The organism is Rhizobium sp. BK377 (assembly GCF_014193935.1).
Taxonomy (GTDB): Bacteria; Pseudomonadota; Alphaproteobacteria; order Rhizobiales; family Rhizobiaceae; genus Rhizobium.
The window spans coordinates 853,975-866,087 of record NZ_JACIAC010000001.1 but is presented as its reverse complement, the minus strand read 5'-3'; the positions used below and the strand labels follow the sequence as shown (position 1 = coordinate 866,087).

At 61.2% G+C, this 12,113-nt stretch carries 11 protein-coding genes and 1 pseudogene; 5 read left to right on the top strand and 7 right to left on the bottom strand.

What is annotated here, in order from left to right; translation table 11 throughout:
* The first annotated feature begins 1 nt into the window (after position 1).
* Positions 2-901: a metal ABC transporter solute-binding protein, Zn/Mn family gene (locus FHT92_RS04335; protein ID WP_183822775.1), complete on the top strand. Its 900-nt coding sequence runs from the start codon at positions 2-4 to the stop codon at positions 899-901.
* A gap of 12 nt (positions 902-913) precedes the next feature.
* Here FHT92_RS04335 and FHT92_RS04330 read toward each other — a convergent pair whose 3' ends face one another.
* The 5 genes from FHT92_RS04330 to thrC all read right to left on the bottom strand — a co-directional run bounded on the left by FHT92_RS04330 (position 914) and on the right by thrC (position 7,581).
* Positions 914-1,222, bottom strand: a complete 309-nt coding sequence (locus FHT92_RS04330; protein ID WP_183745126.1) for a Dabb family protein — start codon at positions 1,220-1,222, stop codon at positions 914-916.
* Positions 1,223-1,300: 78 nt separating this feature from the next.
* The gene (locus tag FHT92_RS04325; RefSeq protein ID WP_183822773.1) at positions 1,301-4,213 is read right to left on the bottom strand and encodes a sensor domain-containing phosphodiesterase; all 2,913 of its coding nucleotides are present in this window, start codon (positions 4,211-4,213) and stop codon (positions 1,301-1,303) included.
* On the bottom strand, positions 4,210-4,824 hold the full coding sequence (locus FHT92_RS04320) for a GNAT family N-acetyltransferase (protein ID WP_183822771.1): 615 nt from the start codon (positions 4,822-4,824) through the stop codon (positions 4,210-4,212). The genes FHT92_RS04325 and FHT92_RS04320 overlap by 4 nt, the downstream gene beginning before the upstream one ends.
* Before the next feature lie 30 nt (positions 4,825-4,854).
* Positions 4,855-6,153, bottom strand: a complete 1,299-nt coding sequence (locus FHT92_RS04315; protein ID WP_183822769.1) for a M16 family metallopeptidase — start codon at positions 6,151-6,153, stop codon at positions 4,855-4,857.
* 27 nt (positions 6,154-6,180) lie between these two features.
* Complete coding sequence (gene thrC / locus FHT92_RS04310) at positions 6,181-7,581, bottom strand: threonine synthase (protein WP_183822767.1); 1,401 nt, start codon at positions 7,579-7,581, stop codon at positions 6,181-6,183.
* A gap of 274 nt (positions 7,582-7,855) precedes the next feature.
* Here thrC and FHT92_RS04305 point away from each other — a divergent pair, with 274 nt between their 5' ends.
* Positions 7,856-8,542, top strand: a complete 687-nt coding sequence (locus FHT92_RS04305; RefSeq protein WP_183823823.1) for a hypothetical protein — start codon at positions 7,856-7,858, stop codon at positions 8,540-8,542.
* 150 nt (positions 8,543-8,692) lie between these two features.
* Here the strand turns inward: FHT92_RS04305 and FHT92_RS04300 are convergent, their stop codons facing one another.
* On the bottom strand, positions 8,693-9,382 hold the full coding sequence (locus FHT92_RS04300) for an HAD family hydrolase (RefSeq protein ID WP_183822765.1): 690 nt from the start codon (positions 9,380-9,382) through the stop codon (positions 8,693-8,695).
* 160 nt (positions 9,383-9,542) lie between these two features.
* Between FHT92_RS04300 and FHT92_RS04295 the strand changes: the two genes are divergently transcribed.
* The 3 genes from FHT92_RS04295 to FHT92_RS04285 all read left to right on the top strand — a co-directional run bounded on the left by FHT92_RS04295 (position 9,543) and on the right by FHT92_RS04285 (position 11,511).
* Positions 9,543-10,214 (top strand): GntR family transcriptional regulator, encoded by a 672-nt coding sequence (locus tag FHT92_RS04295; RefSeq protein ID WP_409527130.1) that lies wholly within the window; start codon positions 9,543-9,545, stop codon positions 10,212-10,214.
* Between the two features lie 185 nt (positions 10,215-10,399).
* Positions 10,400-10,990, top strand: a complete 591-nt coding sequence (locus FHT92_RS04290) for a biotin transporter BioY (protein WP_183822761.1) — start codon at positions 10,400-10,402, stop codon at positions 10,988-10,990.
* Positions 10,991-11,022: 32 nt separating this feature from the next.
* Positions 11,023-11,511, top strand: a complete 489-nt coding sequence (locus FHT92_RS04285) for a DUF1284 domain-containing protein (RefSeq protein ID WP_312858750.1) — start codon at positions 11,023-11,025, stop codon at positions 11,509-11,511.
* Here FHT92_RS04285 and FHT92_RS04280 read toward each other — a convergent pair.
* Positions 11,408-12,083: pseudogene (locus FHT92_RS04280) on the bottom strand (ArsR/SmtB family transcription factor). The gene FHT92_RS04285 and the pseudogene FHT92_RS04280 overlap by 104 nt on opposite strands.
* Positions 12,084-12,113 lie beyond the last annotated feature (30 nt).

Below are 12,113 nucleotides of genomic sequence, written 5' to 3'. Positions count from 1 at the left end.
AATGATATCCCGCAGACTGCTTCTCTCCGCCGCCTTGCCCGTCCTGATGACGCTTTCGGCGGTGCCGGCTTCGGCCGAAACGCTGAAGGTCGTGGCCTCCTTCACAGTGCTTGCCGATGTCGTCCGACAGGTCGGCGGCGACCACGTCAAGGTCACGAGCCTTGTCGGCCCGAACGGCGATCCCCACGAATTCGAGCCGTCACCGGCTGATGCCAAGGCTCTGAATGCGGCCGAGGTCGTCTTCGTGAGCGGCGAGGGGCTGGAAGGCTGGATGGGCCGCCTTATCACTGCCTCCGGCTACAAGGGCAGGCCGGTCACGGTGTCAGAGGGCATCAACACCCGCACGATGGAAGAGGACGGTAAAACGGTCACCGATCCGCATGTCTGGAACAGCCCTGTCAACGTAAAGGTCTGGGTCGCCAATATCGAGAAAGCGCTTTCTGCAGCCGATGCGGACGATGCGGCAGCGTATAAGGCAAATGCCGAGAATTACACCAGGAAGCTTGACGAACTGGATGCCTATGCGCATTCCAAGTTCGACAAGATCGCCGATAACAGACGCAAGGTACTGACCAGCCACGATGCCTTCGGCTATTTCGGCCGGGAATACAATGTTAGCTTCTTGGCACCACTCGGCCTTTCGACCGAAAGCGAAGCATCGGCCGCCGACGTTTCCGAGCTGATCGAGCAGATCAAGCAGGAACACGTGAAGAGCTATTTCTTCGAGAACTCCAACGATCCGCGCCTCGTCAAGCAGGTCGCCACCGCAACCGGCGCCGAGCCGGGCGGTGAGCTCTACGTCGAATCTCTCTCGGACTCGAAAGGCCCTGCCCCGACCTACGAAAAGATGTTCCGCTACAATGTCGACCAGCTCTCCGCAGCTATGGCGAAATCGAGCTGAGCTGACCGGATTTTAGATAACCAGATCGAAAACCAGGAGGCCGGCCAGGCCTCCATCTGTCGACGAGACGATGCGCTCGCCGACGGCCACATGCTCGGGATGCACGAGATAGGTATCGCGAGCCTCCGGGCTCTCGAAGGTCACGGCAAAACCGTCGACGAAACCGCCATGCAGCCCCTCGGGCGAAACATTCGGCCCGTATTTGATGTCGAGAATTCCCGGGATCACCTGCTTCAGCGCCACGATGGCGTCGAACAGCGCCTGCTTATCGTCAGGTGTCATAGCGCTCTTCAGCCGCATGAATACGCAGTGCAGGATCATAAGGTACCTCCCGATTATGTTTTCGCGCAGAATAACGAGGAAAACGGCAAGGGCAACGATGTTTCGTTTCCGCCGTCGCTAGGCTCGCTTTGTCAGCGGAAACCGTTCCTTCAGCAGCCGAAGCACTGATTCTGAGGGCATCGGCGGACCGAAGAGGTAACTCTGGCCGTAGCTGCAGCCCATTTTGGCGAGCTCGATCGCGTCCTCGTTGGATTCGATGCCTTCGGCGACCACCTTCATCTCCAGCTCGCGGGCCATTGATATGACCGATCTCAGCACGGTTGTCTTCTTGTCGCTGTTGTCGCGCACCATCGCCCTGTCGAGCTTGATCGTGTCGAAGGGGAAGCGGGTGAGGTATGCGAGCGAAGAATAGCCCGTGCCGAAGTCGTCGAGGGCCAGGCCAAGCCCAGCTTCCTTCAGTTTCTGCAGCACGAGACGGGCCTGTTCAGGATTTTCCATCACCATGGATTCTGTCAGTTCCAGCTTCAGCCGTGACGGATCGCAATGGGTTTTCGCCAGCACAGAGCGAACGTCGTCGTAAAGCTCGTTGTTCAGAAGCTGCACGCTGGACAGATTGACGGAGACGAAGATCGGCAGTTCGCCGGTCTGGTTCTGCCACGCCATGAGATCGTTGGTCGCCTGTTCCAGCGCGAAGATGCCGAGCGCGCCGATGATGTCGGAGGCCTCGGCGATCGGGATGAACTCGGACGGCGGGATATTGCCGCGCTTGGGATGTTCCCAGCGCATCAGGGCTTCGAAGCCGGCAATCTCGACATCCTCCAATCGCGCGATCGGCTGGTAGACCATCGAAAGCTCCTTGCGCTCGATGGCGCGGCGCAAATCCGATTCGAGCTGCAGGCGGTCGGTGCCGAAATCGCGGAAGGCCGGCTGGAACGGTTCCACGCGATTGCCGCCGGCGCGCTTGGCCCGATACATGGCAAGCTCGGCGTCGCTGAGCAGGCCCGATGCGCTCTCCTGCTGATCTACCCAGGAGGTGAGGCCGATGGAGGCGGTCAGGATGATCTCGCGGTTGGAGAAGTTGATCGGCACCATGATCGCCTTGCTCATCGCATCGGCGAAATCGGCAACCTTGGCCGGGTCGTGCTCGGACACGAGGATGAGGCCGAACTGGTCGCCGGAAAGGCGCGCCAGCGTATCCTGCGGTTTCAGAAGACGGCGCAGGCGGCGGGTGAGCGCGATCAGGATATTGTCACCGGCGGCGACACCGAGGGAATCGTTGACCAGCTTGTATCGGTCGATGTCGATCACCATCACGGTCGGGCGCAACGTCTCGCCGCCCGGTGCCAGCGTCAGCACCGACTGCAGGCGGTCAATGAACACCTGCCGGTTCGGCAGGCCGGTCAGGTTGTCGTGCAGTGGATCGTGCAGCAGCCGTTCGACTGAATTCTTCTGCTCGGTCACGTCGACGATCGTGCCGACACAGCGGATGATCTCGCCGTTGGAACCGAGAACCGGCCGCGCGCGGATCAGCAGCCAGTGGAAGTGCCCGTCTTCGGCGCGGATGCGGAACTCATGGTTCAGCCGTCCGCGCCGATGCTCCAAGAGCACGTCCAGCGTCGCACGGAAACGGTCGCGATCGTCAGGATGCAGCCTCGGCAGCCAGTTGCGCGCCGCGCCATGCATCGTGCCAGGGGAAAGACCGAGTTTTACGGAAACATCGGGAATGGTGACGACGCGGTCGCGTGCCACGTCCCAATCCCAGACCATATCGCCCGAGCCCGTCAGCGCCAGCGACTGGCGCTCGAGATCGGAAAACAGTCCCTGCTGGAAGGCGCCGCCGGCAAAAGCATGCTGCATGACCGTGAAGCCGATCAAGAGGACGATGAGGACGAGGCCACCGCCGAGTGCCGGCTGGATGATATCGTTGTCGAGCCGGCCGGTGATCGTCATCCACGCACCGAACAGCCAGACGAGCGTCAGCGCCCACGCAGGCACGAGCAGGATGGCGCGGTCATAACGGTTGAAGCCGAGATAGATGATGAGCAGCAGCCCGGTCGCCGCCGTCAGCGCGAAGGATAGCCGCGCAATGCCGGCAGCGATCGACGGGTCGTAGATCGCAACGCCGAACAGCAGGGCAAGGCCCAGAACCCAGGCAAGCGTGGCATAGCCGAGATGCACATGCCATCGGTTAAGATTGAGGTAGGTGAACAGGAAGATGACGAAACTGGAGGCGAGCGCCACCTCCGCACAGGCGCGCCATATTCGTTGATCCGCCGAGGCGACACTGATCAGCTTTCCGAGAAAGCCGAAGTCGACGCAGATATAGCCGAGCACGGCCCAGGCAAGGGCCGCCGTCGCCGGCAGCATCGAGGTTCCCTTGACGACGAAGAGGATCGTCAGGAAGACGGCGAGCAGGCCGGCAATGCCGAGCACGATGCCGCGATAGAGCGTGAAGGCGTTGATCGTATCCTTGTAGGCGTCCGGCTCCCATAGATAGATCTGCGGCAGATCGGGTGTGGCAAGCTCGGCAACGAAAGTGATGACGGCGCCCGGGTTCAGCGTGATGCGGAAAACGTCCGCCTCGTCGCTCGGCTGCCGGTCGAGCGCAAAGCCTTCGCTCGGCGTGATCGCGATAATGCGCTGAGAGCCGAGGTCGGGCCAGAACAGCTTGGAATTGACGAGACGGAAGTGCGGCGCGACGATGACGCGTTCGAGTTGCTCTTCCGAAACGTTGGCGAGCGCAAAGACCGCCCAGTCGCCCTGATGGTTTTGCGAGCTTGCGCGCACCTCGATACGCCGGCGGATACCATCGGCACCGGCTGCGGTGGAAACCTGGAAGGCCTCGCCCTGATTGGCATAGATTTCAGTCGTGGCAGTCAGGTCCAGCGCGGTATCGTCGCGGGAAATCTTAACCGGTTCGGCCGCCTGCACGGTTCCCGCCGCAAAGGCGAACACCGACAGGAGAAGGGCTGCGATCACCGCGATCACTCGTCCGGACGGTGACGTCAGCAGCATGCGGTCTTTGTTCATCGGCTGTTGGGTTTCCTGCCTGTATCCGCGTCGGTGGCCAGGCGTGAAAACATCACGTGATCGTGCCACTGACCATTGATCTTCAAATATCCGCGCAGGTAGCCTTCCCGCTGGAACCCGGCTTTCTCAAGCAGGCGGATGCTCCGTGCGTTGTCTGGAATACAGGCTGCTTCGATACGGTGCAACTCAAGCCCTGCGAAGATATAGGGAATAACCAATTGAAGTGCGGCGAACATATGTCCCTGGCCGGCGTGACGCTCGCCCATCCAATAGCCGATCATGCAGCTCTGGGCAGCCCCCCGGCGGATGTAACCGATGGTGACGCCGCCGACGAGCGTCATGTCTTTCCTCAGGAAGATGAAGAGTGGGATCGCCTGTCCCGAAGCATATTCCTGCTTGCCGCGGATCACGCGGGCGCGAAACGAGCCTTCGGTCAGCTCGTCGCGCCGCCATGTCGGCTCCCAGGGTTCCAGAAAACGGCGGCTGTCGGCGCGAAGCCGGTGCCATTGATTGAAATCCTGGTAGCGCGGCAGGCGCAGGAGATATTTGTCATTTTCGAGTTCGACCGCTTCAGGCTGTCGCGACAGGAACCGAAAAACCGATTTTGGCATCGATACCCTCCGGCGCAACGTATGTGTCGGTCAGCGGCTTGCCTGCATCGTCTTCGGTGCCGGAACCGAAAGCGAGGCGGTGATGTCTTCCATCGGGGCAAGCTGCTCGAGAGGGCCGATCGCCGAGAGCGTCGGGACGGTATCATAGAAGAGGCGACCGGCAAGATCGGTCAGGCGCTCGATGGTGATACCCTCCAGCCGTTCCATCATCTCCGGATTGGAGATCGGACGGCCATAGAGCATCATCTGCCGGGCAATCTGGCCGGCGCGGGCGGCGGGGCTTTCCTGGCCCATGAGCAACTGGGCGCGGATCTGCGCGCGGGCGCGCTCGATTTCCTTCTGGTGGATACTGCCTGCCGACTTGTGCAGCTCGTCGATGATGACAGGCACCAATTCCGGCAGGTTCTCGCCGCCGGTCGCGGCATGGATGCCGAAAATACCGGTATCGGAAAAGCCCCAGTGGAAGGCGTAGACAGAGTAACAGAGGCCGCGAAATTCGCGCACTTCCTGGAAGAGGCGGGAGGACATGCCGCCGCCGAGGATATTGGCGAGGATCTGCGAGCAGTAGAAATCGCGGGCGTGGTAGGCCTTGCCCTCGAAGCCGAGCAGGATCTGCGCGTCCATGAGGTCGCGCGGTTCGCGCACATTACCGCCGATATAGCGCGCCGGCTCCATAACCGGCGGCGCATTGGGCTCGCTCGGCAGGCTCGCAAAGCGGTCTTCGACCATGCGCACGAATTCGTCATGCTCGACGGCGCCGGTCGCCACGACGAACATCCGGTCGGTCGTATAGTTGCGGCCGAGATAGGTGCGGATCTGCTGCGGCGTGAAGGAAAGGACGGTTTCCGGCGTGCCCAGGATCGGTCGCCCAAGCGTCTGGCCACGATAGGCGACCTCGGAGAAGCGATCGAAGACGACGTCGTCGGGCGTGTCGTTGGCCGCGTTGATCTCCTGCAGGATGACCTGCTTCTCGCGCTCCAGCTCTTCTTCCTCGAACGCGGATTCCGTCAGGATATCGGCGAGGATATCGATGGCGAGCGGCACGTGATCCTTCAGAACGCGGGCATAATACGAGGTCGTCTCGGTGGAGGTCGCAGCATTCACTTCGCCGCCGACATCCTCGATCTCCTCGGCGATCTCACGGGCGGAACGGCGTGCCGTTCCCTTGAAGGCCATATGTTCGAGCAGGTGGGCGATGCCATGCTCGTCTTCTGTTTCGTTGCGCGAACCTGATTTGATCCAGACTCCGAGCGCAGCGCTTTCAAGGTGCGGCATGGTCTGTGTGACTACTGTCAGCCCGGATTTGAGCCGGGTGCACTCAACTGTCATGTGCTATCTTTCTGCGCTTGCCGTCATCTAGCTGCGGGCATGCTTGCCGATAAAGGTTTCAACCGCTTTGAGCTCGGGCTCGATGATCTGGAAGCGCTCCTCCCTGTGCATCACATCAGCAAGCCACGTCGGAAGCGCCGGGTCAATACCGGAGGCGGATTTTACGGCAGCGGGGAATTTCGCCGGATGCGCAGTCGCAAGCGTCACCATGAGGGTATCAGGCTTTTCCCGCTTGGCGGCGACGAAGACGCCGATCGCTGAATGCGGATCGAGCAGATAGCCGGTTTCAGCATAGGTCTTGCGGATCGTTTCCGCCACTTGGCGTTCGCTCGCGCGGCCGGCCCGGAAATCCTTCCTGATGAATTTCAGTGCTTCGGGCGAAATTTCGAAACCATTGGATTGCTTGAGGCTTTCCATTGCGGCGCGAACCTTGGAGGCGTCCCGGTCATAGGCTTCGAACAGCAGCCGCTCGAAGTTCGAGGATATCTGTATATCCATGGAAGGCGAAGTCGTAGCCTTCACCGCTTTCATATCGTAGCGGCCGGTCTTCAGCGTCCGCGCCAGGATATCGTTCTCATTGGTGGCGATGACGAGTTTGTCAATCGGCAGGCCCATGCGCTTGGCGCAGTAGCCGGCGAAGATATCGCCGAAATTCCCTGTAGGCACTGTGAACGAGATTTTCCGGTCCGGTCCCCCGAGTGCCACCGCCGTCGTGAAATAATAGACGATCTGGGCCATGATGCGCGCCCAGTTGATCGAGTTGACGCCCGAAAGCTTCACCTTGTCGCGGAAGGTAACGTCATTGAACATGGCTTTGACGAGGGTCTGGCAATCGTCGAAATTGCCCTCGACAGCCAGCGCATGCACATTGCCGGCAGTTGACGTCGTCATCTGCCGCTGCTGTACCGGTGAGACCTTGCCATGTGGGAAGAGGATGAAGATGTCGGTGCGCTCACGGCCGGCGAAAGCATCGATCGCAGCGCCACCCGTATCGCCCGAGGTGGCGCCGACGATGGTCGCTCTTTCGCCGCGCTTTTCCAGAGCGTAATCCATCAGGCGGGCAAGAAGCTGCATCGCCACGTCCTTGAAGGCGAGCGTCGTGCCGTGGAAGAGTTCCATGACGAAGCTGTTCGGGCCGGTCTGCACCAGTGGCGCGATCGCCGGATGGCGGAAGGTGCCGTAGGCATCATCGATCATCGACCGGAAGGTTTCGTCGGGGATTTCTCCATTGGTGAAGGGCGAAAGGATGGTAAACGCGATCTCCTGATAGCTCTTGCCGCGCAGCGCCCGGATTTCCTTTTTGGAAAAGCTCGGCCATTTGCGGGGAACGTAGAGCCCGCCGTCGCGCGCCAGACCCGTCAGAAGGGCGTCGCAAAAGCCGAGGGAAGGGGCCTCGCCACGGGTCGAGATATAGTCCACGGTCGTCATCCTTGATCTATGGCTGGAGAAATTCGGCGCGCAAACGGGACGCTGCCGTTCCGCCGAAAAGAGGAGGCTTAACGGCCTGTCGGGGCAGTGTCGCAGGTATCCTATTGAAGTTGCCCGCATCCGGCGCCGAAAAGTGCATCAAAACGGTGCTTACCCAATCGATTTTTCTTTGCGCCGCTGATATAGACCATCGCCAACTGTCATGAAAGGCCTTGCGCGAAAGTCGCAATAACCTGCAGGAACCTAGAAGAAAAGCGTTTGCAAGGGGTGGAATATCGTGCTCGGCAAGGTCTCTCGTCTCATCGTTTCCGCATCGCTTCTTGCGGCTCTTGCCGGCTGCAATTCGCTCGGCCTTGGCGGCGACAGCAAGCCTGAAGCCGCAGCTGCGAGCAGCGGCCCCGCTCCGCTTCAACCGAACGGCAAAGCCCAGATCATGCCGGTCGCGCCGACCAACCCTTCGTCGAATCAGGCACCGATCGGCACCGGCGTCACCGCACGAGGCAACGTCGCCCCCGTCGTGCAAGGCGCCTGCCCGCAGATCTTCATGCGTGACCAGGACGCGATCTATCGCACCTATGCCAAGGGCGCAAAGACCGGCGATCCGCAGCAGGTCGTCTTCCAGGCGTCCTTTAGCGACTACACCCGCCAGTGCACCCTGAACGATACAGCGCTTTCGATGACTGTCGTGGCCAAGCTTCGCCTCGTCGCCGGTCCGGGCGGTACTCCGGGTCCGGTTACCCTGCCGATCCGCATCTCCGTGCTGGACGGCCAGGACGTGCTGTCGTCGGAAGTCATCAATTTCCCGACCGAAATTCCGCCGGGCGCGCCGGCAGCTCAGGTCATCTTCCGCCACGAAGGCGTCAAGATGCCGGTCGGCTCGGGCGCGCTGGTTCGCGTCAACGTTGGCTTCGATACCCAGCCAGCCAAGAACGCCAAAAATTCCAAAAAGAAGAGCAGCTAAGCAATCGGTTGCTCGCGACCTAATGCAGTTGGAGACACCGTGGCGACGCGGGATGTGCGGCTGCGTGGCTAGCGATCATTTGGATGTGAAAGAGCCCCGTAGGTCTACGAGTTCGACGTTCAGCTTGTGTAAAGACTAGAAGGCTGTGCCCTAAAGCACGCCTTCCCATTCCGCCAGCGCGGCGACCACGCCCGGCAGATCGTTCATCCGCGAGATGACCGTCTCCGCGCCCGCATCCGTCATCTTGTCGGCATGCGAGAGGTAAGTATGCGAGCCGCCGGTGAAGCCGATCACTCGCATGCCCGCAGCGCGCGCGGCATGGACGCCATGGGTGGAATCTTCGACGACGACCGTTTTGGAGGGCGGAACGCCCATCTGGCTGGCGCCGTGCAGATAGATATCTGGCTTCGGTTTGGCGCGGTCGGGGCCGAGATCCTTTGCTGAGAAGATATTGGGCGCGAAAAGCTTCTTCAGGCCGACCTTGCTCAGCATCATGTCGAGCCGCCGGCTCGAGGAGTTCGAGCAGATGCAGCGCTTCATCGACAGGCGGCTGACAGCAAATTCGACGCCGGGAATGGCCTGGACTTCCTGTTCGAGCCGGATGTCCAGAAGCTTCTGCGACTGATCGATGAGCGATGCAGAGAGCGGGATGCTGGCTTCCCGTTCGATCTGGAAGAGGATGTCTTGCCAGGTGAGGCCAGCAAAACGTTCGTTCATCTCCTCGACGCTGATCGGATAGCCCGCCTCCGTCAGCAGCTTGGATTCGACGTCCGCTGCGATGATTTCGGAATCGACCAGAACGCCGTCGCAGTCGAAGATGATGAGGTCGAAGCCGTCCATGTACTCATGCCTTGTTCGGGGATGATGCGGCTTTACACGATGATAGCCGAAAGCTCAACCGGCGACGGGGCATGGCTGGATTGCGCGGCGCGGGCAGCTTTGCGGAGAGCAGCTTTCATGCCACCTCGACAAGCCCTGCAGGGCTCGCTACTGGATGACAATGAGCAGCGAACCCGAAGACAACACCATCGCCGCGCGTATTGCCCGCGTGCTTGCAGATCGTATCGTGCATGGTGAACTCGCTCCCGGCGCCCGTCTCCGGCAGGACCACATCGCCGAGGAATTCGAGACCAGCCATGTGCCGGTGCGCGAGGCCTTTCGCCGGCTCGAAGCGCAAGGCTTGGCGATTAGCGAGCCGCGCCGTGGTGTGCGCGTCGCGTCCTTCAATCTCGCCGAAGTGCGCGAAGTGGCGGAAATGCGCGCCGCCCTCGAAGTTCTTGCCCTGAAGCACGCCGGCCGCCACCTGACGCCCGCCATCCTCGATGCCGCGGAAGAGGCGACACGCGAGGGGGATGCCGCTGCCGATGTCCACGCCTGGGAAGACGCAAACCGCCGCTTCCACCGCCTGATCCTCACCCCTTGCGCCATGCCGCGCCTGCTGGCTTCGATCGACGACCTGCATGCGGCAAGCGCCCGCTTCCTGTTTTCAGCCTGGCGTTCGGGTTGGGAAAAGCGGACCGATCACGACCATCGTGCTATCCTTGCTGCACTTCGCCAGGGCAGAGCCGATGAGGCTGCCGTCATCCTGCAGAAGCATGTGCAATGGATCGGGCGCGCTCCGCAGCCCGCTCAGAAGAGCGGCGAGCGGGAAGCCTTTGCTATCGTCGGCTGAATTCCAAAATTATAGATAATTTCAGAACGAAGTGTGCTCATTTTTACGGCCGTTTTGGCGCTATTGCGCTCATCTATGGCTCGGCTGCATTCGAATCCGCACGCCTGCTCTTGCGTTGTGTAAGAATCTCCGTCATCAAATAGATGGGAGTCAAAAATTATCTATAATTTTGAAAAGGAGAATTCATGTCCCTCTCTGACCAGTCCCGTACAATCGCTTTTGATCCGTTGCGCCTGTCCGCACGGTCGATTGTCGTCAAATATCTCTTCGTTCTCGCCGGCACGCTGGTGTTGGCCCTTGCCTCGCAGATCTCGGTGCCGATGGTGCCGGTGCCGATCACCATGCAGACCTTTGCCGTCACCATGATCGGTGCGCTCTATGGCTGGCGTCTCGGTGCGCTCACCGTCCTCGCCTGGCTCGGCGAAGCCATGCTCGGCGCACCGGTACTGGCAAACGGCTCCAGCGGTCTTGCGCCCTTTGCCGGCCCGACCGCCGGTTATCTCGTCGCCTTTCCGCTGATGGCGCTGATGGTCGGCTGGCTCGCCGAGCGCGGCTGGACCGGTGACAACGTCGTGCGCAGCTTCACCGCGCATCTTGCCGCAAACATCTTCTGCCTCGCCCTCGGCGGCCTCTATCTCGCCTCTCTGATCGGCGCGGAAAAAGGCTGGCTGCTCGGCGTTGCGCCCTTCATCCTCGGCGGCGTGCTGAAGTCCGCACTCGCTGCGGCGGTGCTCAAAGGCATCCGCATGTACGGCGGCCGGACAGAACTGCATTGACCGTCAGGCTGCGCGCCCATCATCTGCTCTGCATGCTGACGTTTGTCGGCGAAGGCTACACTCCGGCCTTCACCGCCAACTACCGCCGCATCGCAGAGCGCCTCTCGGCCGGAGAGGAGATCGAAATCCTCTCCGGCCCAGACGATATCTGCGCGCCCCTGCTGTCCGAGGCTTCTGCGCATTGCCTCCTGCCTGGTCCGAAGGCCAGGGATGAAGCTGCCGCCGAGGCCGTAGGCAAACTTCTAGGCGTCCGGATAGAGCAGGGAAGTCGCCTTATTCCGGATGAAGCGCTGCTGAAAAGATTACGCCGCGCCTTCGCTGCCGATACTATCCGTAATGCTTGCGAAGATTGCGAATGGAGCGAGCTCTGCGGCACCGTCGCGCGCAATCACTTCAGGAACACGTTGGTTGCGCCTGCTAGTTTTCCAGCGGAAACAACTTCAGAAACTGACGCTCGCCTTCCGGTGAAAAGACCACCGAGCGGCTTTCCGGCATTCGCCGCGCCCAACCCTTTTCCATGAAATTCGAAAGCAACGCCTTGCCGAGACTGCCGGCGAGGTGGGCGCGGCGTTCGCTCCAGTCGAGGCAGGAGCGGCAGAGCGGCCGGCGCGAGGATTTGAGGCTGCCGACATCGATGCCGATGCACTGCAGATCGCTCTCGCCCTTGGCCGTCACCGCGAGCCCGTCGCCGATGGCATCGATCGATCCCGACGCAACGAGGCTGTCCAGCATGCGCACGCCAAAATCGCCTGCGAGATGGTCGTAGCAGATGCGCGCCTTGCGCAGCGCCGGATCCTTCGGGCCGGGCTGGTGGCGCAGATGCCCCCGGCTAGCCGCAAATCCCATCATGCTTTCGATCAGCCGCGCCACGGCCTCATCGGCAAGCGTGAAATAGCGGTGCCGCCCCTGCTTGCGCTGGGCAAGCAAGCCGCCGCCTTCCAGCTTCGAAAGATGCGTGCTTGCCGTTGGCAGCGTGATGCCGCCAGCTGCCGCAAGCTCGGTTGCGGCCGCCGGTCAGCGCCGCGAGCATATTGGCGCGCGCCGGATCGCCGATGAGCGCGCCGATCTGCGCAATGTCGGGTCCTTCTTTCATACTTCGATCGTAACCGAAGCATTCTCGTAC